The following is a 25,745-nucleotide window of genomic DNA, read 5'->3' as shown; positions in this document are numbered from 1 at the left end:
AGCATTTTTTATTCCTTAATTTATTGACGAAGCCCACCTACACTGCCTCCCCATGACGACTTTCAGGGGGATGAACCCATGCGCAGCGAACGCGTCCGCTATGTCCTGGTGCCCGGCTGGCACGGCTCGGAGGACGAGCACTGGCAGAGCCACTGGCAGCGCGCGCTGCCCAACGCCTCGCGGGTGCAGCAGCGCGACTGGGTGACGCCGCGGCATGTCGACTGGGTCGCCGAACTGGACCGCGAGATCCGCCGCCAGCCCGGTCGCGTGGTGCTGATCGCCCACAGCCTGGGCTGCGTCACCGTCGCTTCCTGGGCCCGCCGCGCCGGGCCCAGGGCCCTGGCCCAGGTGGCCGGCGCCCTGCTGGTAGCGCCCGCCGACGTCGAGCGCGAGACCTGCCACGCGGCGCTGCGCAACTTCGCCCCCATCGCCCTGGACGCCCTGCCTTTCCCCAGCGTGTTGGTGGGCTCGGACAACGACGCCGCCTGCAGCCCGCAGCGCGCCCTGCACCTGGGCCGCGCCTGGGGCGCCGAGACGCTGATCCTGCCGGATGCCGGGCACATCAATGTGAAGTCCGGTCATGGGGCCTGGGAAGCCGGCTACCGTCACCTGTTCCGCCTGCAGTACCTGATCGACCAGCGCGAACGCCGCCGGGCCTGAGCGAGACGGAATGTAGGAGCAACTGTCTTGCGCCGATGTGCCCTTCGTAGGATGGGTTGAGCTTGCGATACCCATGCTGCCGTGGTGATGGGTATCGCTTCGCTCAACACCATCCTACGAAAAGCCGTGCTTCCCTGGAGGTGTAGGCGGGCCCTGCCCGCGATTTCGCGCGCAGGGCGCGCTCCTGCATGGGAATGGTGCTCGGGCTTGCCCCCTCCCGGAGGGAGAGGGGACCGCAGGCTCCGAGGCGGATCTCATCCGCGATCCGGCTGTCATGCGTGTCGCGGCATGACAGCAGAAACCCATCCTACGAACCTGCCGCTCCCGCCTCGCGCCGTGCGCGGCCTTCGAGGCGGCGGCGCAGGCTGTGGCTTTCCAGGCTCAGCCGGCAGCCCTTGGCCGCCGCGGCGCGGCCCCAGTCCTCCAGCAGCTCCATGCAGGCGTGGTCGATGTAGCGCAGGTGCTGCAGCGGCACGTGCAGCGTGGTGCCCGGCTTCACCTGGTCCAGCAGGCGCGCCAGCTGCGGTACCCGCAGGAAGGTGGCGGCGCCCACCAGGCGCAGCTCGGCTTCGTCGCCGGTGCCGTTGTAGTGCAGGCTGGCCTTCAGCCGCGCGGCCTTCAGCGCCAGCTTGAGCAGGGTCAGGGCGAAGCCCACCAGCACGCCGGTGAGCAGGTCAGTGAGGACGATGCCCAAAGCCGTGGCCAGGTACACCAGCGCCGGCATCCGCCCGTAGCGCAGCAGGCCGGTGAGCGCCTTGGGGTCGGCCAGCTTGAGCCCGGTATAGACCAGCACCCCGGCCAGGCTGGCGATGGGGATCTGCCGCAGCAGCCCGCCGAGCAGGGCGACGAAGGCCAGCAGCCAGAGGCCGTGGAGGATGGCGGACAGTCGGCTGCGGGCGCCGGCCTGCACGTTGGCCGAGCTGCGCACTATCACCCCGGTCATCGGCAGCGCGCCGAGCAGGCCGCAGATCAGGTTGCCGACGCCCTGGGCGGACAGCTCACGGTCCATGTCCGAACGCGGCCCCTGGTGGATGCGGTCCACCGCGGCGGCGGAGAGCAGCGTCTCGGCGCTGGCGATGAAGGCCACCGCCAGGGCCGCCAGCAGCAGCTCGGGTTCGGCCAGGCGCAGCAGGTCGGCTGGGCGGACCCAGTCGATGGCCTGGCTGAGCTGTTCCGGCACTTCCACCCGCAGCACGTCCATGGGCAGCGCGAGGCTCGCCAGGGTCGCCGCGCTCACCCCGAGCAGGGCGCCGGGCAGGAAGCGCAGGCGCGCCGGGCGGAAGCGTTCCCAGCCCCACATCAGCGCCATGGTGCCGAGGCCCAGGGCCAGGGCCTGCGGGCCGTTGCCCAGCGAGGCGGCGAGGGCGCCGGGGAAGGCCAGCAGGTTGTCCAGCCCTGATGCCTGTGGCTGGAGGTCGAGCATCACGTGGACCTGCGACAGCACGATGAGGATGCCGATGCCGGCGAGCATGCCGTACACCACCGCCGGCGCGGTGACGCGGAACCAGCAGCCCAGGCGCAGGCGCCCGGCGACCAGCTGGATCAGCCCGGCCAGCAGCAGGATCGGCCCGAGCATGGCCATGCCGTGGCTGCGCACCAGTTCGAAGACCAGCACCGCCAGGCCCGCCGCCGGCCCGCTGACCTGCAGCGGCGAGCCGGCCAGCAGGCCGACCACCAGGCCGCCGACGATGCCGGTGAGCATGCCCTTGGCCGGCGGCATGCCGGAAGCGATGGCGATACCCATGCACAACGGCAGGGCGACGAGAAAGACCACCACCGAGGCCAGCAGGTCGCGGGGCAGGTTGTCCTTGAGGGCGCGCAGGGGCGCATGAAGGGGTTGGGGAACGGGCATGGCGCTGTCCTCCTTGGCTTTTTCGGGCGCGAGAAAGCCCACGACGCCGGGTCAGCGGCATCGACACGCGCAGGTTGTCAGGCCGCGCCGGCGGGCCGGCGCGGGGTTCGGGCAGGTGTCAGGTCAGGAAGCGGGCACGGCTGTCGTTGTGGAGGTGGGCGCCGTGCCCGTGAGGGTCAGGATTGCGAGTAGCGCGGGCGCGGCGTCGCCATGGGCATCGGGCCTTCGCCGTCCAGAGGGCGGAAGTGACCCACCTCGGCGTCGTAGGCCTTGATCTGGCTGGTCTCGATGTCATAGACCCAGCCGTGGATGAACAACTGCCCGCTGGCCAGGCGCGCGGCCACCGAGGGGTGGGTCTTCAGGTGGTCGAGCTGGGCCACCACGTTTTCCTCGGTGAGGATGTCCAGGGTGTCGTGGCTGGCGCAGCCGCAGTTCTGCTCGACCACCGTCTTGGCCACTTCGGCGTGGCGCAGCCAGGCCTTCACCGTGGGCATGCGCTCCAGCGTCTGCGGGTCGAGCACGGCCTTCATGGCGCCGCAGTCGGAATGCCCGCAGACGATGATGTGCTGCACGCCCAGGGCCATCACCGCGAACTCGATGGCGGTGGACACGCCGCCGTTCATCTGCCCGTAGGGCGGCACCACGTTGCCGACATTGCGGGTGACGAAGAGGTCGCCCGGCGAGCTCTGGGTGATCAGTTCGGGGACGATGCGCGAATCCGCGCAGGTGATGAACATGGCGCGCGGGTTCTGCGCATGGGCGAGCTTCTTGAACAGCGCTTCCTGTTGCGGGAAGACCTCCTGGCGGAACTGGCGGAAACCTTCGACGATGCGCCGCAGGGCCTCGTCGGCATTCTCCGTGATGTGCTCCTCACCGTGCGATTTGTCGTTCATTGCATGAGCCTCGAAGAGTGACGATGGATTTTTCCCATGCTTGCCGACGTTTCGCACATGGCGAAAAGACACAAACGTTGGGAAATGATGTTCGTGACCGTTTGGTCATCCTGTCGGCAACCCTAGACAAGGAAGATTAATCAAAAATTAAATAAACGCTCTATCTCGCACGTTACAGACATCTTTAAGGCAAGATCGCCGATGATGCCGACAAGCTATCATGGCCCGATGATGTGAATGCGCCGCCTCAGAACAGGCTCATCTGTGCCCGCGGGACCTGGAACAGCGAGCAGTCCAGCCCACCGTAGTCGCGGTGGTCCAGCCCCAGGCGGCGGGCGGCCAATTGGAAGCGCTTGGCCAGCAGTTCGGCGAACACGCCTTCCCCGCGCATGCGCGTGCCGAAGCGGCTGTCGTAGTCTTTGCCGCCGCGGCTCTGGCGGATCAGGCTCATCACGTGCTCGGCGCGGTCGGGGAAGTGCGCCTGCAACCATTGCTGGAACAGCTCGGAAATCTCCAGCGGCAGGCGCAGGAGGATGTAGCCGGCCGAGCGCGCGCCGTTGTCGTGGGCGGCTTCCAGCAGGCGCTCCAGCTCCATGTCGTTGACCATCGGGATCATCGGCGCCAGCACCGCGCTGACCGGCACGCCGTGCTCGTGCAGGGTGCGCATGGCGCGCAGGCGCGCGCCGGGGCTGGCGGTGCGCGGTTCCATGATGCGCTTGAGCTCGTTGTCCAGGGTGGTGAGGCTGAAGGCCACGCTGACCAGGTTGAGGCTGGCCAGTTCGCCCAGCAGGTCGAGGTCGCGCAGGATCAGCGAACCCTTGGTGATGATGTGTAGCGGGTGGCGGAAGCGCAGCAGGATCTCCAGCGCCTGGCGCGTCAGGCGCTGCTCGCGCTCCAGCGGCTGGTAGGCGTCGGTATTGATGCCCAGGGCGATGGGCCGCGGCACGTAGCCGGGCTTGCTCAGCTCCGCCTCCAGGCGCTCGGCGAGGTTGGTCTTGGCGATCAGCCGCGTCTCGAAGTCGATGCCCGGCGACAGGTCCCAGTAGGCGTGGCTGGGCCGCGCGAAGCAGTAGATGCAGCCGTGCTCGCAGCCGCGGTAGGGGTTGATCGAGCGGTCGAAGCCGACGTCCGGCGACTGGTTGCGGCTGATCACCGTCTTCGCCTGCTCCATCCGCACCTCGGTGGCGCGGCAGGGCGGCGCCTCGTCCTGGTACCAGCCGTCGTCCTCGGTCTCGCTGCGGGTTGGCGCGAAGCGGTTGTGCGGATTGCTGGCGGTGCCGCGGCCACGCGGCGGCAGGGGAGAGGACATGGGTGGGCTCCAGAATTTACTGTATATAAATACAGTATTCCTGTGCGAATGACAGCCCCTGCCGATGGATGGCCGGGCGTAGGGCGAATAACCGTTCGCGGTTATCCGCCGTTTGACCATGGCCCCAGGCCCCCTGCGGAGCCAAGCCCGAAGCCCCGCCTCAAGGCGCTCCGAACCCGACATCGGGTTGGGCAGCGGCGTACAACCGCGAACGGTTGTACGCCCTACGAATGGTGATGGGTATCGCTTCGCTCAACCCATCCTACGAGAGTGTTTCTCCCGCACCCCGCAGGAGCGGATTCATCCGCGATTCCGCCGGCAGGGCCGGCGCTCATGCCATTGCCGACCTCAGATCAACACCCGCAACAACCAGTACAGCAACGCCGCCAGGCAGATCGCCGCCGGCAGCGTCAGCACCCAGGCCAGCAGCATGTTGCGGATGGTCTGCCATTGCAGGCCGCTGCCGTTGGCGGTCATGGTCCCGGCGACGCCGGAGGACAGCACCTGGGTGGTGGACACCGGCAGGCCATAGATGTCCGCCGCGCCTATGGTGAGCATCGCGGTGAGCTGCGCGCTGGCGCCCTGGGCGTAGGTCAGCGGCTGCTTGCCTATGCCCTCGCCGACGGTGGTGACGATGCGCCGCCAGCCCACCAGGGTGCCCAGGCCGAGGGCCAGGGCCACCGCCACCTTGACCCACGGCGGGATGAACTGGACGGTGTCCAGGCTGCGGTCGCGCAGGGCCTGCAGGGTGCTCCAGGTGTCCACGTCGAAGACCTGCTCGGTGCGGTCGAGCTGGCGGATGGTCTCCACGCTCAGGTACAGCTCGTTGTGCAGCGCCAGCACCTCGTCGTCGGGCAGCCCGCTCAGGTCGTCGTGGCCGCGCAGGCGCGCGCCTATGTTGTGCAGTTGCGCGGCCAGCGCCGGCAGCACCTCGGGGGTCAGGTGCTGCTCGCTCTGGTAGTCCAGCAGCACCCGGCGCGGGGCCGTGGGGATGTCTTCCGGGGCCAGCCGGCGCAGCTGCAGTTCGGCCCGGTGCGCCAGTTCGCGCAGCTGCTGCACCTGGGCCGGCGCCTGGCCGCGGTCGACGGCGAAGCTCAGCGGCATCAGCGCGGCGAGGATCAGCATGATCAGGCCGATACCCTTCTGCCCGTCGTTGGAGCCATGGGCGAAGGACACCCCGGTGCAGGTCAGCACCAGCAGCGCGCGGATGCCCAGCGGCGGCGGCTGGCGCCCCTGGGGCGCGCTGAACAGCGTCTTGCGCCGCGCCACCGCGCGCATGCCCAGCAGTAGCAGGCCGGCGCCGAGGAAGCCCAGCAGCGGCGACAGCAGCAGGGCGTAGCCGACCTTCTGCAACTGCTCCCAGGCGCTGCCGTCGATGCCCAGTTCGCCGCTCAGCACGCCGTGGGCCAGGCTCACGCCGACGATGGAGCCGATCAGGGTGTGCGACGACGACACCGGCAGGCCCAGCCACCAGGTGCCGAGGTTCCACAGGATGGAGGCGCCGAGCAGGGCGAAGATCATCGCCAGGCCGGCGGCGCTGTCCACCCGCAGCAGCAGGTCCAGCGGCAGCAGGGTGACGATACCGAAGGCCACCGCGCCGCTGGAGAAGAGCACGCCGAGCAGGTTCCACAGCCCCGACCAGCCCACCGCCAGCTGCGGCGGCAGGGCGTTGGTGTAGATCACCGTGGCCACCGCGTTGGCGGTGTCGTGGAAGCCGTTGATGAACTCGAAGCCCAGGGCGATCAGCAGCGCCAGGGCCAGCACCAGCAGGGTGCCGCTGGGGCGCAGCTGGCCGCCCTGGGCGAGGATGTCCAGGGCCAGGTTGCCGAAGGTGTAGACCAGGCCGCCGCCGAGCAGGAGGAAGAACAGCACTTGCCCGGTGGGCGTGGCCACTTCCTGCAGCACCGGGTTCACCGGCATGCGCGAGACGCGCGTGGCGCGCAGGGACTGGAGCAGGTGGTAACGGTCAAGCACGTCCGTTGTGCTCCCTGTCGGGGACTGCGGTGTCGGGGGCGGGGCGAGGGGGCACTGGCGGCTCCTTCCTGCAAATGCCTAATAGCCTAGTCCGCCGGGCGGCGCTGCGGTTCTCCAATGTTTCCGAGATAGGCGCCCCAGGTGATATGTCAAATGGCTATTATCCGTGCCGGTCTTTCAACCACTACGCTTTCCTGGTGGGCCACCCGAGGGCACTGTCATGCAGGAAGAAAGCCCAAGTGCGTTTCCGAGATGGATGCCAGCAATGCCCTACGACCAGCTCCCGGATGTCTTCGCGCAGATTCTCGAACAGGCCATCGATGGCGTGGTGGTGCTGGACGAGCACAACCGCGTGCTGCTGTTCAACGCCGCCGCGGAGCGCCTGTGGGGCTATTCCCGCGAGGCGGTGCTGGGCCAGGACGTCGGCCTGCTGCTGCCCCGGGAGGTGCGTCCGCGCCTGGACGCCAGCCTGGACACTGAGGGCATCGTCGGCAGCCGCAGCGAGGTGCCGATGCGCTGCCGCGACGGCAGCCGGCTGTGGGGCTCGATGTCGATCTCGCACATCGAGTTCGACGGCAAGCGCCTGCTCACCGCCTTCGTCAAGGACTGCACCCTGCAGCGCCGCCAGCGCGAGCAGATGGACGTACTGTCGCTGGCCGCCAACGAGACCGACAACGCAGTCATCGTCACCGGCCGCGAGGGGCGCATCCTCTACGTCAACGCCGGCTTCAGCCGCATGTTCGGCTGGAACGCCGAGCAGGCCCAGGGGCGCTACCCCTCGGAGCTGCTGCAGGTGCCCCAGGCCAGCGTGCGGCGCTGGCGCCAGGCCGGCGCCGGGCTGTTCCGCAGCGAAGAGCTGGTGCGCGACCTGATCGGCCGGCCGCTGTGGTGCTCGGTGGTGGCCAACCCCATCCTCGACGCCCGCGGCCAGCCGGTGAACTCGGTGATGCTGCTCACCGACATCACCCACACCAAGCTGCACGAAGTGCTGCAGAACAAGGTGCTCGACGCCCTGGTGCGCGAGCGCCCGCTGGTGGACGTGATGGACCTGGTGTGCCGCGAGGTGGAGCGCATCGCCCCGGAGGTCAAGGCCTCGATCCTGCGCGTGGACGCCCAGGGGCGCATGCACCCGCTGGCCGCGCCGAGCCTGCCGGAAGCCTTCTCGCGGTCCATCGAGGGCGCGCGCATGGGCCCCCACGCCGGCAGCTGCGGCACCGCGGCCTACCGGGGCAAGGCGGTGATGGTCAGCGACATCGCCAGCGACCCGTTGTGGGACGACTACCGCCAACTGGCGCTACCCCTGGGCCTGAAGGCCTGCTGGTCGAGCCCGATCAAGAACAGCGAGGGCCGCGTCATCGGCACCTTCGCCTTCTACTACGAGCAGTGCCGCGGCCCGGACGAGCTGCACCTGCGCCTGGTGGACGTCAGCCTGCCGCTCTGCGCCCTGGCCCTGGAGCGCGAGGAAGCCCGCGCGCACATCCGCCAACTGGCCTTCTACGACACCCTCACCGGCCTGCCCAACCGCAGCCTGCTGCTGGCCGAGGCCGAGCAGGCGATGACGCGCATCGAGAACGACGAGGCGGAAATGGCGGTGCTGTTCATCGACCTGGACCGCTTCAAGCAGATCAACGATTCCCTCGGCCACCCGGCCGGCGACGAGCTGCTGCGCCTGGTGGCGGCGCGCCTGCAGGAGGTGGTGCGCGAGCAGGGCCTGGTGGGGCGCCTGTCGGGCGACGAGTTCGTGGTGGTGCTGCCGTACTGCGGCGGCCTGCTCGCCTCGCAGATCGCCGAGCGCATCCTCGCCCGCCTGGCCCTGGCGCACCGGGTAGGCGGCGTCAGCCTGATCACCCTGGCGAGCATCGGCATCAGCCTGTTCCCCAGCAACGGCCGGGACATGGAGACGCTGCTGCACCGCGCCGACATCGCCATGTACCAGGCGAAGAACGGCGGGCGCGGCAGCTACCGCTTCTTCAGCGAAGAAATGAACCAGCGCGCCCAGGAACGCCTGGCCCTGGAAAGCGCGCTGCGCGAGGCCGTGCAGCGCCAGGCGCTGAGCCTGCACTACCAGCCCCAGGTGCGCCTGGACGACGGCCGCGTGCACGCGGTGGAAGCCCTGGCCCGCTGGCGCCACCCGCAACTCGGCGCGGTGGCGCCGAACCGCTTCATCCCCCTGGCCGAGGAGTGCGGCATCATCGGCGAACTCAGCCAGTGGGTGCTGCGCGAGGCCTGCCGACAACTGGCCGACTGGCGCCGGCGCGGCATCCACATCCCGGCGGTGGCGGTCAACCTGTCCCCCGCCGACTTCCGCGACCCCGACCTGCCGGTGCGCCTGCTGGACCTGCTGCAGCGCAACGGCCTGGCCGGCACCGACCTGGTGGTGGAAATCACCGAAGGCATGCTGCTGGACAACCACCCGGCGACCCTCGACATCCTCCGCGCCGTGCATGGCTTGGGCGTGCGCCTGTCGATGGACGACTTCGGCACCGGCTACTCCAGCCTCGGCTACCTGCACCGGCTACCGATCAGCGAGCTGAAGCTCGACCGCAGCTTCGTCGCCGAGCTGAACGCCGGCGCGGCGGCGCAGGCGCTGACCGACGCGGTGATGAACATCGGCCGCAGCCTGGAGCTGATGGTGGTCGCCGAAGGGGTGGAGGACGAGGCGCAACTGGAGCTGTTGCGCCAGCAGGGCTACCCGGTGGCCCAGGGCTACCTGTTCTCGCGGCCGTTGCCGGCGGCGGCGCTGGAGGAGTGGTTGGTGAGGCGGGGAAGAGGGTTGTAGGAGCGAGCTTGCTCGCGAATGGAGTCTACCGGCTGCGCTGGTGCATGAGGTCACCTCCGCAACCCTCTCCCCAGCCCTCTCCCTGAAGGGAGAGGGGGCTATCCGTGCCGGCGGCTGCTTCCGTGCCATCCGGCAACTCTGGGGTTTCCGGCGAGAGTCGGAAATGCGCTTGACGCCGAACAGTCCCCTCTCCCTTCAGGGAGAGGGTTAGGGAGAGGGCGCTCTTAAAACCCCAGCACCGATAGCCCCCAGCAACCTCAATCCTTCTTCTTCAGCTTCGGATTAGGGAAAAACTGCACCCCCTGCACCTTCGGATCAGCCGGCTTCTTCAAAGCGCTGGCATTGACCCGCGTAGCCAACTCCTTCGGCACCGACTGCCCCTGGGCATTGAGCGTATCGGCGTAGCCGCAGGCCACGCACTCGCGGTGCGGCACGCCGTCCTCGTCCCACATCAGGATCTTGTCCTGCTCGCTGCAGGCCGGGCATACCGCGCCGGCGATGAAGCGCTTCTTCACCTCGGCCATCACGCAGCCTCCCCGGTCAGGCCGGAATGGCGCAGCAGCGCGTCGATCGACGGCTCGCGGCCGCGGAAGGCGACGAACAGCGCCATCGGCTCCTGGGAGCCGCCCTTGGCCAGGATGGCCTCGCGGAAGGCGGCGCCGGTCTGCGGGTTGAACACGCCCTCTTCCTCGAAGCGCGAGAAGGCGTCTGCCGACAGCACTTCCGCCCACTTGTAGCTGTAGTAACCGGCCGCGTAGCCGCCGGCGAAGATGTGCGCGAAGCTGTTGGCGAAGCGGTTGTACGCCGGCGGGCGCATCACCGCCACTTCGTCGCGCACGCCGTTGAGCACGTCGAGCACGCTGCGGCCGTCGCCGTGGCTGGTGTGCAGTTCGAAGTCGAACAGCGAGAACTCCAACTGGCGCACCATCATCAGGCCGGACTGGAAGTTCTTCGCCGCCAGCATCTTCTCCAGGATGTCCTGGGGCAGCGGCGCGCCGGTCTCGTAGTGGCCGGAGATCAGCGCCAGGCCCTCGGGCTCCCAGCACCAGTTCTCCATGAACTGGCTGGGCAGCTCCACCGCGTCCCAGGCCACGCCGTTGATGCCCGAGGCGCCGGCATGCTCGACGCGGGTCAGCAGGTGGTGCAGGCCGTGGCCGAATTCGTGGAACAGCGTGGTCACTTCGTCGTGGGTGAGCAGCGCCGGCTTGCCGTTCACCGCCGGGGTGAAGTTGCACACCAGGTAGGCGACCGGGGCGATCAACTGGCCGGCGGCGTCGCGGCGGCGGTCGCGGGCGCCGTCCATCCAGGCGCCGCCGCGCTTGTTGGCGCGGGCGTAGAGGTCGAAGTAGAAGCGCCCGACGTGCTGGCCGTTCTCCTCGATCTCGAACAGGCGCACGTCCGGGTGCCAGCGCTCGAAGTCATGCAGCTCGCGGATCTGGATGCCGTAGAGCTTCTGCACGATGGCGAACAGGCCGGACAGCACCTTGTCCACCGGGAAGTACGCACGCAGCGCTTCCTGCGACACGCTGTAGCGCGCCTCGCGCAGCTTCTCGCCGTAGTAGCCGGAGTCCCAGCTCTGCAGCTGTGCGCAGCCCTGCTCGGCGGCGTAGGCCTTGAGCTGGTCGAGGTCCTGCTGGGCGTAGGGCTTGCTGCGCACCGCGAGGTCACGCAGGAAGTGCAGCACCTGCTCCGGGGATTCGGCCATCTTGGTCGCCAGCGACAGCGCCGAGAAGTTGGCGTAGCCCAGCAGGCGCGCCAGTTCCTGGCGCAGGTCGAGGATTTCCTGCATCACCGGGCCGTTGTCGTTCTGCCCTGCGTTGGGGCCCTGGTCGGAGGCGCGGGTGCAGTAGGCGGCGTAGACCTCTTCGCGCAGGGCGCGGTCGTCGGCGTAGGTCATCACCGCGAAATAGCTGGGGAACTCCAGGCTGATCAGCCAGCCGTCCAGGCCCTTGGCCTGCGCGGCCTGCTGCATCTGCGCCTTGGCCGAGTCGGTCAGGCCGGCCAGCGCCGCCTCGTCGGTGACGTGCTTGGTCCAGGCCTGGGTGGCGTCCAGCAACTGGTTGGAGAAGCGGCTGCCCAGCTCGGACAGGCGCGCCTGGATTTCCGCGTAGCGCTTCTGCTGCTCGGCCGGCAGGTCGATGCCCGACAGGCGGAAATCGCGCAGGGCATGTTCCAGGATGGTCTTCTGCGCCACGTCGAAGTTCGCCGCGGCGGGGCTGGCGGCCAGGGCCTCGTAGGCCTTGAACAGCTCGCGGTTCTGGCCCAGCTCGGTCCAGTAGGCCGAGAGCAGCGGCAGGCAGCCTTCATAGGCCTCGCGCAGTTCGGCGCTGTTGCACACGGCGTTGAGGTGGCTCACCGGGCTCCAGGCCGCGCCCAGGCGCGCATGCAGTTCGTCCATGGCCAGCACCAGGCCGTCCCAGCTGGGGTTGGCGCCCTGTTCGGCGAGGATGCGCGCAATGCCGGCGCGGTTGTCGGCGAGTATCTGCTCGATGGCCGGCTTCACATGCTCGGGGCGGATGGCGGAGAAGGGCGGCAGGTCGTAGGACTGCAGAAGGGGATTCGCGCTCACGGTGGCAACCTTGGCTGAGGAAACACCCGGCCATCTTAAATACAATCGACGGCATCCGCAGCCTGAAGGAAAACTATCGTGGCCATACGTTCGTATCAGGGTAAAACGCCGCAACTCGGCGAACGCGTCTTCGTCGACCCCAGCGCCGTGCTCATCGGCGACATCGAAATCGGCGCCGACAGCTCGGTGTGGCCGCAGGTGACCATCCGCGGCGACATGCACCGCATCCGCATCGGCAACCGGACCAGCATCCAGGACGGCAGCGTGCTGCACATCACCCACGCCGGCCCCTACAACCCCGACGGCTTCCCGCTGACCATCGGCGACGAAGTGACCGTCGGCCACAAGGTCCTGCTGCACGGCTGCAGCGTCGGCAACCGCGTGCTGGTGGGCATGGGCTGCATCGTCATGGACGGCGCGGTGATAGAAGACGAAGTCATCCTCGGCGCCGGCAGCCTGGTGCCGCCGGGCAAGGTGCTGGAAAGCGGCTTCCTCTACGTCGGCAGCCCGGCGAAGAAGGCCCGGCCGCTGAGCGACAAGGAAAGGTCCTTCTTCGCCTATACCGCCGGCAACTACGTGAAGCTGAAGGACCAGCACATCGCCGAGGGCTATGCCGAGTAAGGCAACAGGCAGCGCGGAGACGACTGGGCGCCGGTCTGTTTGTACGGCAATGAGGCGCGCAGGAATGCTCTTCCGAGTGTCCGGTGCTTTTTAGCTGCCTACACGGCAGTGAAGTCGATCCCGCCGCGGTACTTTTTGAGCGCGAACTTCTTAGCGGCCTATACGGCAGTGAAGTTGGCGCCGCCCAGGTAGGCGCCGCGCAGGTTTTTCTTAGCTGCCTACACGGCAGTGAAGCCAGGACGGGGCTGACCTACCGTTCGACTACTGTTTCTTAGCTGCCTACACGGCAGTGAAGAGCATCGTGAAATCCTTATGCCCCATCTGTTTTTTCTTAGCTGCCTACACGGCAGTGAAGATCGAGGCCTACGCCGATATCCAGGCGCGCAATTTCTTAGCTGCCTATACGGCAGTGAAGTTGGCGGAGCGCTGCGTGCTCGACCAGTAGTATTTCTTAGCTGCCTATACGGCAGTGAAGCGATGCGGCGCTGACTAGGACCTTCCCTCCCATTTCTTAGCTGCCTACACGGCATTGAAGCGGCCGCTGGCGGCGAACCAGTACGGCATCAGTTTCTTAGCTGCCTACACGGCATTGAAGTAGAGGCTCAAGCTCCCAACTCGTTGTGGCTAAAAGGAAAACCAGCCATTAAGCTCATCTATCCCTTTTTTCGACGGCCCTTGTAAGTGACTGATTTTCCAAGATGTACAGAATGCCCCGGAAAAAAGGGTCAGAACCAGGGAACAGTACACCCATCGCTCAGCCCATAGCGGTTGATGTGCCCGGCCACCGGTTGGCTCTGCAAAGGGCCGTGGTGGATGAACAGACGAAAGTGCTGCCCACTGCTCTGACTGCGCAACTGGACGTAGGGCAAGTCGAGCCGGCGGGCGGCGCTGTCGGGAATGCGTTGCCTGGCTTCTTCTTCGCTGAAGCCATGTCGGCGCATCTGCCGCCGCCGCAGGCGCTCCGGGTTGCTCTTGGCCTGCACGCGGCGGACCTGGCGATGCTGCGCCCCCGCGGGAACCGGCAGCAGTTCGCCCAGGCGCAGGTGGTCGCGCATGCCGGATAACCAGGGTTGCGCCATCAACGAATCCAGCGCGGCACTGGTTCCGTGCAGGCGTAGGTGGTTACCGAGGCATGGGCGCTTCTCGTCGACGGCCGGGAAGCTGATGCCGATGTTCTCCTCGGGCAGTGCCACCAATGCGCGGTGCAGCTTGGCAAACAACGCATTCATCAACTGGGGGCTGGGGAACTCCGGATCGGGCCTGATGTGGATATCCAGGTAGTGGTCCATGGCTCACTTCTCTTCCGCTTCGCCGAAGACGCCGCCGCGGATCAGGTTGGCGATCACGAAGTGCTGCTGTTCGGGGGCTGGCGCCTGGTCCTTCAGCACCCAGCGGTCGAGCAGGCTGTAGAAATCCAGCTTCTCCCGCGGTTGGCGATAGGCCTTGCCCTGGGAGGTCACCGAGCCATAGGGCTCCACGGCGATGGGGCCGAGACCGTCCTCGTCGGGGTACCAGGTGTCGATGGTGCGCAGGGCGTTGCCGATCTTCTGCGAGTGGATGGCGGCGACCTCGCGGACCTGGTACAGGGTCTTGCTCTTCTGTCCGCGCTTGTCGCCGCGGTCGAGGATGAGTTCCTGCGAAGGGAAGACTTCCTGGCCGTCGCCGATGCGGGCAAAGGCGATGACTTCCAGCAGAACGTGGCCTTGGCCGGCCAGCCCCTCGGCGATCAGGCCGGCCAGGCCGTCCACCTCGGCCCCGCCTTCGAAGGCGCGCAGGCTGTGGGCGAAGGCGTCGAAGGTCCAACTCTGCGCCGCTTCGCCGTTGCGCAGGTGGCGCACGTGGACCTCTATGGCCTCGGCGCCAGTGCGGTTGCGCCAGAGGAAGCGCCCGTTGGCCAGGTTGCCGGCATAGCGGCGCGCCAGTTCGCCGAAGCCCTGGCTGCTCACGTATTGGCCGACGGTTTCCAGCAGCCTGGCCTTGTAGGCGGTGTCGTTGCAGGCGGACGGCGTACCGGCACCGCCCAGCACGCGCAAGGTGAAGCGCACTCTTAGGGTGTCCGCATCGTTGGGCAGGTTGGCCACATCCACGGTCTGCAGGTTGGGCGACTGGATGGAGGCGTCGAGCTTCGCCGGGTCGCGGTCCTTGGTCTTCAGACGGTTGGAGATGGTGCCGCGTACGGATTTCTCGCGGATGGCCACGCTGGTCCAGCCGGCGGAGTCGCCACGGTTTTCCCAGCGCCCGGCGCTGAACAATGCGTCGGACGGGTCGAGCTTGCGCTCGAAGGCCAGGACGGAAGCGGTGCTGAGTTCTTGCTTGGACATGTCGATTTCCTTATGCGGTGGCTTCGTGGGCATAGTGAGGCGTGGTGCAGCGGTACAGCCCGGCCCGGGCATCGACCTGGTGGTACCAGAGCAAATGGCGCAGGTCGGCGACCCGCTGCGGGCTCAGCCACTCGCCAAGGGTGAAGAGGGTTTCGACGAAGCGCAGTGGAACGCTCCGGTCACGTGCGTTGAGCACTTCCCCCGGCGCGTAGGTTTCCGACAGGGCGCCATAGCCCGCTGGAATCGGCACCAGCCAACCGGCCGGCCGCCTGGACTGCCATTGGGCGGGGCGGCCAGCCTCATGGTGGGGCGGGGGCTCGATGTTGAGTCGCGACAGGTCGAGCAGCGCATCCAGTTCGTTTGCCTGGGGATCGCCTTGGCGTAGGTCTTCCAGGTGCTCTTGCAGCAGACCTTCACGGCTGACCAGGGCGAAACCGGGTAGCAGGCGATGCGCCAGGCGCCGGTAGCGACGGCGCTGTTCGTCCGCATTGCCGGAAAGCAGCTCGAGCGACGGCTCCAGATAACCGCTCGTGGGCCGGGTGGCAGGCAGGATGCTGCCGCCGGCCAGGCGCATGGCATGGGCCTCGTGGAGGAGCCGATGGGCGAGGCTGGCCAGGGAATGATCGTCGAGGGCATTGCCGCTGGCGCCGACCAGCAGGCTGACCTCCAGGTGGGCACGGCCTTCCTCGACGATAGCCGCCGTGCTGCCGTCCTTGTTCAGCGGGTTGCGCGTCAGGTTGAAGACCTTGGTGCGCTTGCCGGCCGGCTGCGAGACCTGTGGTTCGAAGCGATGGCAGATGATGCCGACGCCGTCCAATTGGAGGTCCAACTCGTTGGCCACGCGGCGATGCAGGGCGTGCACGAAACCGGTAAAGGCACTGGGAGCGGGGAAGCCCCAGGTCAGTGGGCTGGAGATGGCGTTGGCGTTCTGCACCCGTAGATGTGGGAGCAGAAGCAGGGCCTCGGGTTCAGCTGGGGTCATATTCGAGCTCCTCCCTGAGCAGTTGCAGTTCCTTGTGCAGGTCATGGGTCCATTGCCTGGCTTCGTCTTCGCCCAGCCGGTGTTCATGACCGCCAAGGGCCTGGTTCAGCCAGTTGGCGAAGCGCTGGCCGACTTGCTGGGGCCAATCCAGGCGAACTCGCTGGGCGGAGAATATTTCGTCTTGCCGTCCGCGCAATGGATCGAGCCAGAGACGCTCGGCATCGTGCAGCCGGCAGTCCTGCCGGGCGCTCCAGCCCGAAGGCTCGCGCACTTGGGCTGCGTAGTGCAGGAGCCGATCGCAGATGTCGCCCAGCAGGCGTGCACGCTTGCGGCGTATCGCCAGGTTGTTGTGGCTGGTGTGTGCCAGGAAATCGCGCAGCTCGCGGACGCGGCGGCGCAACGTCCCATCATGGCGAGCCAGGAATGGGAACACCGAGTCTGTGTCCAGCGGCAGGCGTACTTCCGGGCTCTCCCATTGTGGCGGCAGGGATGCCAGCAGCCAGTTCTCGCCGTGGCGTTCGCTGTTCAACTGGCTGATGTTCTGCGGCTTGGCACCACCGAAGTTCTGGATGGCCAGGTTCGGGTACTCGCGGTAGCCGTGGGGCCAGCCCTCGCCTCTGGCGCGTGCCTCGCGGGCTGCCCGGGCTGCCTCGCCGAAACGGTCGGCACGCAGTGTCTGTTGCACCTTGTGCGCCAGGCTGGTGGGAAACAGCGGGGCGAGCAGGTGATAATCGCCCCCCGCGAGCGGGAAATACAGCTGCTTGGCCAGAGTGTGGGAGGCCGTTTTGCCCTTGCTTCGGGTGATGCTCACGAATGCATCGCGCCATTCCCTGGCAAGACTGCTTTCCTCGGAAAGCGCTGCGAGTACCTGCGGTTCGTCGTCCAGCAGGCGTTGCAACAGACTGCGGCCTTCCAACTCGAGGTTGAGGAACTTGAACACGTCCAGCGCGGCGGCGTTGCCCACTACGTCATGGGCCAGCTCGCCCTTCAGGCTGTGGGTACCGACAAGCCCAGGGGGCTTGGGTGACTCGGGCATGACGTAGAGGTTGCTGCCGCGGGCATCCGGGTGGATGGGTTTGAGGGTATGGCTGGCCATCTGGATCTGGCCGACCCGCCGTGCGGCATCGGCCAGCCAGGCTTCGCGGCGATGCCCCTCGATCAGCGCCTGGCGCTTGCCTTCATCGTCGGGCCTGAGCTTGTCCAGCTTGGCTTGCAGGCGTTCGTCGATGAAGGACTGGATGGCCTGGCGCAGGGCCAGAGCGTTTGCTTGGAGCATCACGACCTCCTGTCGTTGGTCGATTACCTATTGTAGGTGTCTATGTGCTTTACTCCGAACGACTACCGTGAAGGTAGCTTAGAAATATTGAAAGTGGCTATGGACAGCTTTTTACTGCCGTACAGGCAGCACGAAGGGCGACTTGAATCCCAGGAGCGGGATTCTGAACAGGAGCGCACATGACTTTGCCCATACCCCTGCTACCCGTTGCGGCGGAACTGGAAACCCGTACCGTCCTGAAGAAGCTGGCGCGTGCCCACCAGGCCCTGGCAGAACTCAAGGGGGTGGTCGACAGCATGCCCAACCAGCACATCCTGATCGATACGCTGGCGCTCCAGGAAGCCAAGGACAGTTCGGCCATCGAAAACATCATCACCACCCACGATGATTTGTACCGCAGCGATAGTGCCGCGCGGCAGTTCGTCAGCCTGGCGGCGAAGGAAGTGCACAACTATGCGACAGCGCTGAAGAATGGCTTCGCGCAGGTCCTGCGGACGGGGTTGCTGACCTTGCCTGACATCCTCTCGATCCAGGCATGCATCGAGGAGAACGACGCGGGTTTTCGCAGGCTCCCCGGCACCGCGCTAAAGAACCAGCAGACCGGAGAGGTCGTCTATACGCCACCCCAGCATCCGGACGAAATTCTGGCTCTGATGGGCAATCTCGAGCGCTTCATCAACGAAGAGGGGCTCTGCGACTGGGACCCGCTGACACGCATGGCGGTGATTCACCACCAGTTCGAAAGCATCCATCCGTTCTATGACGGCAATGGCCGGACGGGGCGTATCGTCAACGTGCTGTATCTGGTTCAGCAGGGGTTGTTGGGGAGCCCGGTGCTGTACTTGTCCCGCTATATCAATCAGCACAAGGCGGACTATTACCGTCTGCTGCAGGATGTGCGCGATAGCGGTGTCTGGGAGCCGTGGCTGCTGTTCATGCTTGATGCTGTCGAGCAGACGGCGCATCAGACCACCACCCTCGTCTATGCCATCAAGAATCTGATGCAGCAGTGCAAGGAACGGCTCCGCAGCGAATTGCCCAAGGTGTATAGCCAGGACCTGGTGAACAACATGTTCCGCCACCCCTACACCAAGATCGAGTTCGTTCAGAACGAGTTGCAAGTGAGCCGTCAGACGGCGGCGCGCTATCTGGATGAACTGGTGGGTATCGGCATGCTCAGCAAGCATCGCATCGGCAAGGAGAACTTCTACCTCAACGACGCGTTGTTCGAATTGCTGCTCAATGCGGGGCACGCCGACGTGTCGATGGAACAGCGCCTTTCTTGACGCGTTCTCTGCTCGTGTTAAGGAAACCGATGTTTGCTTAACACGTTCTCTCCACGTGTTAAGGAAAACGCCATTTGCTTAACACGTTCCCTCGACGTGTTAAGGAAACCGGCATCTGCTCGACACGTCTTTCCCCTCTTCAGAGCCTGCGTTTGAAACCCAAGGCCGATTGGTAGCTCCAGCCTTGGGTCGATTCGCGAAGCTGCACCCTGGCGAAGCGCATCGCGCAATCACGCAGCCCCATGTCGCTGCGTCTGGCCAGTGCTTCGAGTTCGTCGAGATAGTCGGCGGTCGCCCAGAAGCTGATGTTTTCGGCCTGAAGAGGGAGCGGCAGTAGCTCGCACAGAGTGCCGCAAGCGGTCCATTGGCCTTCTTCGTAGTGGTGGAGGCGCAGCCTGGTGTCGTCGTCTTCATCGGGCAGCAGGGCGTAGCTGTCCCCTTGGTTACCTGCCCGGAAGGGCTGGTCGTTCTGCAGGATGCCGGACAGCGAAGCCGGTGATTGCCACCAGAGTTGGGTGTTCAGCTCTATCGCTGCATTGCCGCCGTGCAGCAGAGCACGTAGCCGGGCGTGCTCCAGGTCGGCCAGGTGCATGCGAGGGCGCAAGGGCTGTGGCTCGACGATGCGCGCCGTGGCGTCGATCACCGCCAGTTGCTCGGCCGGTAGCAGGTCATGCAGGTCGTGACTGTCGAGGGGGAAGTCCTTGCTTTCGAAACCCGGCTGGCGATAGGCGGGGTGGCGCCCCTCCAGGCTCCACAGGTTCTGCGCCAGCAGGTACAGGTTGGGGCTGGCGCAGGCGCCCGGGCGATGGCGCCGGATGCGGCCGGCGAGCTGGATGATCGAACGCATGGAGGAGGGCTCGGCGATGGCCCAGTCGTAATCGTGATCGCGTCCCACCTCCGCTACTGGCGAGGCGAGCACCACGAACAGATGGTCGTCCTGCGGGTGCTCCGCCAGCGCGCGGCGCACGCTTTCCCTGGCGAACAGCCGTGGCGCGTCCCCGTCACCGCGCTTGAGCAGTTCGTCGAGTTCGTGCTCGATGGCCGAGCGCATCAGCAGCGGGTGATGGGAGTGGTAGACGCACAGGTGCAGTTGGCAGCCCGGTGGCGCGACTCCAGCCAGCAGCGCGCGGGCCAGGTCGATCAGCGGCTCGATGTGCGCCAGGCGTAGCAGGCCGAAGCTGACGCGTTTGCCCTCGTGCGCCGTGTGGTGCTGGCGATGCAACTCGCCCATCCAGGCCGGCAGTTGCCGTGCCAGTTCCGTGCAGATGCCCTCGCGCGTCCGGGTTTCGGGGCTCAGGCTGCGGATCTCGGCGCGACGGCGGACCTCGCTTTGCCGCAAACGCTGTGCGCGCTGTTCGACGAAGGCCGCATGGGCTGCAGCGAACGGCTCCAGCGTGGTGCAGTCACGTTCCGTGCAGCCGTATTCGTCGAACCAGGCGCAGACCACGTTCGCCGGGGCTCCCGGGTGTTCGCCGCGATGGCGCTGGAAGACCTGGCGGCCATTGCGATAGGCCTCGAACAGCCCTTCCACCAAGGCCGGCGGCAAGGTGGCCGAGGACAGCAGTACCCGGCTGCCGAGCAGGCCTGCCCAGTGCACCAGGCGGGTAAGGGCGGGCAGGTCGTCGATGTCGAAGTCGTCCGGTTCGTCGAGGACCAGGTCGGAAGTCATCAGGCGCAGCATGGGGGCTATCTGGCGGCCGCCGCGCAGGCTTTCGGTGGCCGGCACCAGGTGGTCGATGGTGCAGACCAGCAGCGGTGCATCGAGTAGCTTGCCGGCGGCCGGGTTACCCGCAAGCCAATCTTTCAGGGGCCCGCTTTCGAGGCGGCCTTCGTAGCTCACATGGCTGTTGTCCGGCAGCAACGGCTCGGCAGACTCGCTACCCCGCGCGTCCAGATCCTGTCGAGTCAGTTCGAACAGCTCCCGGATGGCGCCACCGCCCACCAGGACGGCGAGGTCGTCATCGCCCAGGTCGAGTCGCTGGCGGTAGGCTTGCCCGGTCTGCAGCGTCAGGGTGCGCAGGCCGAGGGCAATGGTGGCGCGCATGCCGCGCCCGGGGCTGGCCAGGGCGTAGAGGATGCGCCCGTTGGCGAGGGTCTTGCCGCAGCCGGTGGAGGCCATGTTGATGCCGAAGAAGCCCTGCCGGCTGGTCCGTTCGGCGAGGGCGCCGGCCATGTCGAAGGCCTTGTCCTGCCAGCGGAAGCGCTCTTCCGTGGCGCGGCGCTGGAAGCCCTTGTGGCGTGCCAGGCGGGGCAACTGCCGTTCGAGCCGTGGCAGCAGGCCCAGCAACTGCCGTGTGCCCCGGGCGACACCGATCAGATGTTCGTCCAGGTGCTGCTTGAGCGATCCGCTGGCGCCGTCGGTATTGGCGAACAATGGGAAGCCCTTGTCGCCCAGTGGGCTGGCCGGGCGGCTTGAGTAGTGATGGTCGGCGAGCATCAGGGCCAGACGGGAAAGATGCATGACATAGGGATCGCCGAGAAAGCCGGCGCCGCGCTGGACGAAGCCGTTGCGCTCCAGCATCGACCTGGCGCAGGCAGCCGCCTTGCGCCGCCAGGCACTACTGGCGAAGGGCAGGCCGTGGGAGAAACGCCAGCAGCTCTGCTTTTCCCTGGTAGTTGCATCGCCACGCGGGCCGCACCATTCAGGCTTGATGGCGCCGGGCAGGCGCGCCAGTGTAGCGGGGCCCCGGTGCGGGCCCAGGGGCAGTCGGTGGTGGGTGAGAATCAGCCAACCCAGTGCCCGGGCCAGGGGCGGCATGCCGTTTTCATGCAGGGGGTTGCCCGGCGTTTCCAGGCCATCGCAGCGCAGGCTTGCCAACCAGGGTGTTTGTGCCTGCTCCTCGGCCTCGGCCAGGTTCTGCAGCCAGGCCCGGTCGTCCGTGGCCTGGCCGACGAAGGCTTCGAACAGCCTCAGGGATACCCACTCATGGCGGCAGGCATCGGCCAGCGGTTTGCGGCTCTTCAGTTTCGCCTGGAAGGCGTCGCTGGCCTTGCCGATATCGTGGAACAGGGCCGCCATCTGCGCGAGCAGGCGGATGTCCTCGGCGCTGTGCCAATCGTTCTCGTCTTCCCGGCGCAGGACATCGAGGCTGGTCGTGTCCGTGGGGACGGCGCCCTGGGCGTTGAGGCGGCTGGCGTTGCCGACGATCCAGAGCAGTTCGCTATGATCCTGTCCGCGAATCCAGTGGCAGGCCACGGCAGTGTTGCGCCGTGCGCTCTTCTTCAGCAGGCGGCGCAGGGTGTCCAGGCCGGCTTGGGTAATCGCCGTCTGCCAGGTGCGGTCGCCGCGCCGCTCGGCGAACTGATCGAGGATGCGCCGGCTCTCGGCCAGCGCGCGTTTATCGCATTGCGCGATCAGCAGTACGTTCACCGACTGCCTTCCCCCGGCGTATCGGCCACGGCCTTGAGCGTTTCGATCATGAAGTCGAGGGACTCGGTGCGCGTGAGGCTTTCGAGGCAGCTCTGGCGGAAGTCCTGCTCCGTATCGCCACGCATGGCCGAGACGAAGGCCCTTGACCAATACTCGGCAGTGCTGGAGGTGGTACAGGTTGGCGCGCTTGGAATGGAGAATGGTCTTCAGGTCGGAAGGGGCGAATTCGTCCATGGTCGCGGGTGCCGAAGCGGGATTATTGCGCGATGCTACTGCTGCATGCGGGGGAAGGGAATGAGGGAGGTTTGCTTGACTGCCTGGCATGGGAAGAACTGCCTATACAGCAGTGAAGGTCGTTTGAGCGCGTTGGAGTTTGGCGTTCATTTTCTTAGCTGCCTACACGGCAGTGAAGGCCATGACCGACACCAACAAGCTGAGGGAGCTTTTCTTAGCTGCCTATACGGCAGTGAAGGAGTTCCTGATCGCCGTGGTGCGCCACGATGTTTTCTTAGCTGCCTATACGGCAGTGAAGGGGAAGCCCCTGGCTGGCGAACTACGCCGCTTTTTCTTAGCTGCCTACACGGCAGTGAAGTGCTTTTGCGTCGCCCATATTCCGGTTCGCAATTTCTTAGCTGCCTACACGGCAGTGAAGTGGCCGCACCGCCTGGATCTGTGGGAGAAGTGTTTCTTAGCTGCCTACACGGCAGTGAAGGTGCTGCTCACCGACGGATCCCTGGCGTTCCTTTTCTTAGCTGCCTACACGGCAGTGAAGTAGAGATGTTACTCCTCAACCCCCTGACTTCCCACGAGAAAGCACCCTATCCACACGCATAACCCTTTTTCCAGGGGCCTCTCCAACTCATTGATTTTCATGGGACTCGCAAGAGGCTTCAGAAAAAGGGCAGGAAGTCATTGCATGGGCGTTTGGTAGGTACGGAGGCCAGTTGTATGCTTCCGGTTCGATTCTTCCTGCCGCAGCCTCGCCCATGCACTACCAGAACATCCTCTTCGACCTCGACGGCACCCTCACCGACCCGCGCGAGGGCATCACCCGTTCGATCCAGTACGCCCTGGCGCAGCTGGGCATCGACGAGCCGGACCTGCGCCGGCTCGAGCACTTCATCGGCCCGCCGCTGCTGCAGTGCTTCATGAGCACCTATGGCTTCGACGAGGCGCGGGCCTGGGAGGCGGTGAACCATTACCGGGTGCGTTTCAAGGACACCGGGTTGTACGAGAACCGGGTGTTCGACGGCGTCGGCGAGTTGCTGGCGCTGCTCGGCGGCCAGGGCCGCACGCTGTTCATCGCCACCAGCAAGCCCACCGTGTTCGCCGCCGAGATCGCCCGGCACTTCGATTTCGCCCGGCATTTCAAGGTGATCTACGGCAGCGAGCTGGACGGCACCCGCACCAACAAGGTGGAGCTGATCGAGCACCTGCTGCGCCTCGAAGGCCTGGACCCGGCACAGACGCTGATGATCGGCGACCGCAAGCACGACCTGATCGGCGCGCACCGCAACGGCCTGAGCGCCGCCGGCGTCGGCTACGGCTTCGGCAGCCGCGAGGAGCTGCTGGCCGAAAGCCCGGCACACTACTTCGCCAACCTGGGCGAACTGCACGCAGCCTTCGCCGCCGGCTGAGGCGCAAGACCCCGGGAGGACCGCCTCCCCGTGCTGCAGCGGGTGCGCCGTGGCGGCGGGGGAAATCGCGTCTAGAATGAGTCAGTCGGATGACGTCAAAAATATGGCAAATAGCCATTAATTTGCATTGCCTGGGGAAAGGCTCGCCTGCACAATTGCGCTTTCGCCAAAAGAACGACACTGACTCGGCGAACGGGATTTCTGGGGACAGCCATGGCGGCACGATGGGGATTGCGCGGCAAATCGGTGGTAGCGCTGTTACTGGCCTGCGTTCTGGCGTTGGTTCCCGCGGTGCTGCTCGGCTGGAAGGCGATGGAGGACATCCGTACGCACTTCGGCCTGGCCTATGCGAAGAACTTTACCCTGCTCAACCAGCAGAAGATCCTCGCCCCGGTGATCCGCGAGCTGTCGCTGTCGCGGCGCCTGGCCGAGTCGGTGGTGACCCAGGACTGGCTGCTGGACGAGAGCAGTTCCGAGCGGCGCACGCGCTTCTTCCGTGAGGCCGACGGTTACCGCGGCGACCAGGGCGAGTATTCCTACTTCGTCATCGTCGACTCCTCGCTGCACTACTACTTCAACGACTCCACCTCGCCGCTGTCCAACGCCCCGCGCTACACCCTCAGCCGCGACGACCCGCAGGACGCCTGGTACTTCGCGACCATGGCCAGCGACAGCCCCTACAACATCAACGTCAACTACGACGCCAAGCTGCGCGCCACCAAGGTCTGGTTCAACGTCCAGGTCATCGCCGGCAACCACAAGGTCGGCCTGGCCGGCGGCGGGCTGGACCTGACCGCCTTCCTCGACCAGTTCATCTCGCGCCGCGAGCCCGGGGTGACGCCGATGATCGTCGACGCCGACGGCGCCATCCAGGCGCACCCGGACCGCAAGCTGATCGCCCTGAGTTCCGGCGCCGGCACCGCCGGGAACGATGGCCACCGGGTCTTCGACCTGCTGGCCAGCGACGAGGAACGCAAGGGCCTGCGCCAGGTGCTGGACGACGCCCAGGCGCACCCGGGCGAGGTGCGCACCTTCTGGGCCACCCTCGACGGCAAGCGGCAGCTGCTGGCCACCGCGTACATTCCCGAGCTGCGCTGGCACGTGCTCAGCGCCGTCGACCTGCATGCCGCGCAGGTGCTCGACAGCCGCTGGATCTGGCCGCTGGCGGGCACCCTGCTGGGCCTGCTGGCGCTGCTGCTGATCGGCTTCGCCTACACCGTCGAGCTGCTGCTGCTCAAGCCGCTGCGCGGCCTGCGCCAGTCGGCCAAGGCGATCGCCGCCGGGCAGTACGACAACCCGCTGCCCAAGTCCCGCGGCGACGAGATCGGCGAGCTGTCCGACGCCTTCGCCAGCATGGCCAACCAGGTCCGCCGGCACACCGAGGACCTGGAGGACAAGGTGCGCCAGCGCACCCAGGCCCTGGAGCAGGCCAACCGCGAGATGGCCGCGGCGCAGAAGAAGATCGGCGATTCCATCGACTACGCCAGCCTGATCCAGCGCGCCATCCTGCCCGACCGCCAGCTGCAGTCGTCCCTCGGCCAGCACCATTTCGTGCTGTGGAAGCCGCGCGACGTGGTCGGCGGCGACTTCTACATCTACCGCGAAGGCAGCGAGGACAGCCTGATCGGCGTGGTCGACTGCGCCGGCCACGGCGTGCCCGGCGCGCTCATGACCATGCTGGCGCTGGCCGCCATCGACCACGCCATCGACAGCGTGCAGAGCCACGACCCTGCGTCGATCCTGCGCGAGACCGACCAGGTGATGCGCGGCATGATCGGCCAGGAGCGGGTGACCCAGGCCCTGGCCACCAACATGGATGCCGGTTTCGTGCGCGTCGACCACGGCCGCCGGCTGCTGCACTTCTCCGGGGCGAAGATCTCGCTGTTCGCCAGCAATGGTGACGAGGTTCGCGAATACAAGGGCGGCCGTCGCGCCATCGGCGACAAGCGCCAGGGAGAGTACGAGAATATCCAGCTGCCGCTGGAGCCGGGCTGGACCTTCTACCTGTGCACCGACGGTTTCCTCGACCAGGCCGGCGGCGAGCACGGCTTCGGTTTCGGCAACAGCCGCTTCGCCGAACTGCTGCGCCGTCATTCACGTCTGCCATTGGCCGAGCAGGCGCGGGTGTTTGCCGCTACCCTGGCGGACTATCAGGGCGAACGGCCGCAACGCGACGACATCACCATCCTGTCCTTCCGATTCGAGTAGGAGTACGC

The 25,745-nt window shown here is 66.5% G+C and carries 18 protein-coding genes and 2 CRISPR repeat arrays; of the genes, 6 read left to right on the top strand and 12 right to left on the bottom strand.

What is annotated here, in order from left to right:
• Positions 1-78 precede the first annotated feature (78 nt).
• Positions 79-660 carry an alpha/beta hydrolase gene (locus tag IG194_RS12425; RefSeq protein ID WP_058487841.1) on the top strand — a complete coding sequence of 194 codons (582 nt, stop codon included), beginning with the start codon at positions 79-81 and terminating at the stop codon, positions 658-660.
• A gap of 307 nt (positions 661-967) precedes the next feature.
• Here the strand turns inward: IG194_RS12425 and IG194_RS12420 are convergent, their stop codons facing one another.
• The 4 genes from IG194_RS12420 to IG194_RS12405 all read right to left on the bottom strand — a co-directional run bounded on the left by IG194_RS12420 (position 968) and on the right by IG194_RS12405 (position 6,634).
• Positions 968-2,512, bottom strand: a complete 1,545-nt coding sequence (locus IG194_RS12420) for a SulP family inorganic anion transporter (protein ID WP_082996371.1) — start codon at positions 2,510-2,512, stop codon at positions 968-970.
• A gap of 176 nt (positions 2,513-2,688) precedes the next feature.
• A complete protein-coding gene (locus IG194_RS12415) occupies positions 2,689-3,405 on the bottom strand; it encodes a carbonic anhydrase (RefSeq protein WP_043269908.1) in 717 nt (238 codons plus the stop codon).
• A 247-nt stretch (positions 3,406-3,652) separates the two neighbouring features.
• Complete coding sequence (locus IG194_RS12410) at positions 3,653-4,714, bottom strand: PA0069 family radical SAM protein (protein ID WP_058487840.1); 1,062 nt, start codon at positions 4,712-4,714, stop codon at positions 3,653-3,655.
• A 348-nt stretch (positions 4,715-5,062) separates the two neighbouring features.
• On the bottom strand, positions 5,063-6,634 hold the full coding sequence (locus IG194_RS12405; protein WP_058489679.1) for an inorganic phosphate transporter: 1,572 nt from the start codon (positions 6,632-6,634) through the stop codon (positions 5,063-5,065).
• A gap of 319 nt (positions 6,635-6,953) precedes the next feature.
• On the opposite strand from IG194_RS12405, the gene IG194_RS12400 reads away from it, so the two are divergent.
• Complete coding sequence (locus IG194_RS12400) at positions 6,954-9,467, top strand: EAL domain-containing protein (protein ID WP_058487839.1); 2,514 nt, start codon at positions 6,954-6,956, stop codon at positions 9,465-9,467.
• A 257-nt stretch (positions 9,468-9,724) separates the two neighbouring features.
• Here the strand turns inward: IG194_RS12400 and IG194_RS12395 are convergent, their stop codons facing one another.
• Both IG194_RS12395 and prlC read right to left on the bottom strand, forming a co-directional pair.
• Positions 9,725-9,991, bottom strand: a complete 267-nt coding sequence (locus IG194_RS12395; protein WP_043269901.1) for a YheV family putative zinc ribbon protein — start codon at positions 9,989-9,991, stop codon at positions 9,725-9,727.
• On the bottom strand, positions 9,991-12,036 hold the full coding sequence (gene prlC / locus IG194_RS12390) for an oligopeptidase A (protein ID WP_009614775.1): 2,046 nt from the start codon (positions 12,034-12,036) through the stop codon (positions 9,991-9,993). The genes IG194_RS12395 and prlC overlap by 1 nt, the downstream gene beginning before the upstream one ends.
• 78 nt (positions 12,037-12,114) lie before the next feature.
• Between prlC and IG194_RS12385 the strand changes: the two genes are divergently transcribed.
• On the top strand, positions 12,115-12,657 hold the full coding sequence (locus IG194_RS12385) for a gamma carbonic anhydrase family protein (RefSeq protein WP_043269897.1): 543 nt from the start codon (positions 12,115-12,117) through the stop codon (positions 12,655-12,657).
• 86 nt (positions 12,658-12,743) lie between these two features.
• A CRISPR array of direct repeats spans positions 12,744-13,252; the repeat unit is 28 nt; unit sequence TTTCTTAGCTGCCTACACGGCAGTGAAG.
• A 130-nt stretch (positions 13,253-13,382) separates the two neighbouring features.
• Here the strand turns inward: IG194_RS12385 and cas6f are convergent.
• The 4 genes from cas6f to csy1 are packed head-to-tail and all read right to left on the bottom strand — an operon-like array spanning position 13,383 to position 17,236.
• Positions 13,383-13,946, bottom strand: coding sequence for a type I-F CRISPR-associated endoribonuclease Cas6/Csy4 (gene cas6f, locus IG194_RS12380; protein WP_058487837.1), 564 nt, complete (start codon positions 13,944-13,946; stop codon positions 13,383-13,385).
• 3 nt (positions 13,947-13,949) lie between these two features.
• The gene (gene csy3 / locus IG194_RS12375; protein ID WP_058487836.1) at positions 13,950-14,978 is read right to left on the bottom strand and encodes a type I-F CRISPR-associated protein Csy3; all 1,029 of its coding nucleotides are present in this window, start codon (positions 14,976-14,978) and stop codon (positions 13,950-13,952) included.
• A 10-nt stretch (positions 14,979-14,988) separates the two neighbouring features.
• On the bottom strand, positions 14,989-15,960 hold the full coding sequence (csy2, locus tag IG194_RS12370; protein ID WP_058487835.1) for a type I-F CRISPR-associated protein Csy2: 972 nt from the start codon (positions 15,958-15,960) through the stop codon (positions 14,989-14,991).
• Complete coding sequence (csy1, locus tag IG194_RS12365) at positions 15,947-17,236, bottom strand: type I-F CRISPR-associated protein Csy1 (RefSeq protein WP_058487834.1); 1,290 nt, start codon at positions 17,234-17,236, stop codon at positions 15,947-15,949. The genes csy2 and csy1 overlap by 14 nt, the downstream gene beginning before the upstream one ends.
• 179 nt (positions 17,237-17,415) lie before the next feature.
• On the opposite strand from csy1, the gene IG194_RS12360 reads away from it, so the two are divergent.
• Positions 17,416-18,522, top strand: coding sequence for a Fic family protein (locus IG194_RS12360; RefSeq protein ID WP_058487833.1), 1,107 nt, complete (start codon positions 17,416-17,418; stop codon positions 18,520-18,522).
• 139 nt (positions 18,523-18,661) lie between these two features.
• On the opposite strand, the gene cas3f is transcribed toward IG194_RS12360, so the two are convergent.
• Positions 18,662-21,892: a type I-F CRISPR-associated helicase Cas3f gene (gene cas3f / locus IG194_RS12355; protein ID WP_058487832.1), complete on the bottom strand. Its 3,231-nt coding sequence runs from the start codon at positions 21,890-21,892 to the stop codon at positions 18,662-18,664.
• Positions 21,889-22,017: a hypothetical protein gene (locus IG194_RS33050; RefSeq protein WP_263866494.1), complete on the bottom strand. Its 129-nt coding sequence runs from the start codon at positions 22,015-22,017 to the stop codon at positions 21,889-21,891. Before IG194_RS33050 ends, cas3f begins: the two co-directional genes overlap by 4 nt.
• Before the next feature lie 259 nt (positions 22,018-22,276).
• A CRISPR array of direct repeats spans positions 22,277-22,664; the repeat unit is 28 nt; unit sequence TTTCTTAGCTGCCTACACGGCAGTGAAG.
• 214 nt (positions 22,665-22,878) lie between these two features.
• On the opposite strand from IG194_RS33050, the gene IG194_RS12345 reads away from it, so the two are divergent.
• Entirely contained in the window at positions 22,879-23,529 is a 651-nt protein-coding gene (locus tag IG194_RS12345; RefSeq protein WP_009614777.1) for an HAD family hydrolase, read from the top strand.
• Positions 23,530-23,742: 213 nt separating this feature from the next.
• Positions 23,743-25,737, top strand: coding sequence for a biofilm regulation protein phosphatase SiaA (siaA, locus tag IG194_RS12340; protein WP_009614786.1), 1,995 nt, complete (start codon positions 23,743-23,745; stop codon positions 25,735-25,737).
• Positions 25,738-25,745: the final 8 nt, after the last annotated feature.

This window comes from Pseudomonas sp. ADPe (genome assembly GCF_014843515.1).
Taxonomy (GTDB): domain Bacteria; phylum Pseudomonadota; class Gammaproteobacteria; order Pseudomonadales; family Pseudomonadaceae; genus Pseudomonas; species Pseudomonas citronellolis.
Note: the sequence above shows the minus strand (reverse complement) of the source record. Positions and strands in the feature narration are given on the sequence as shown.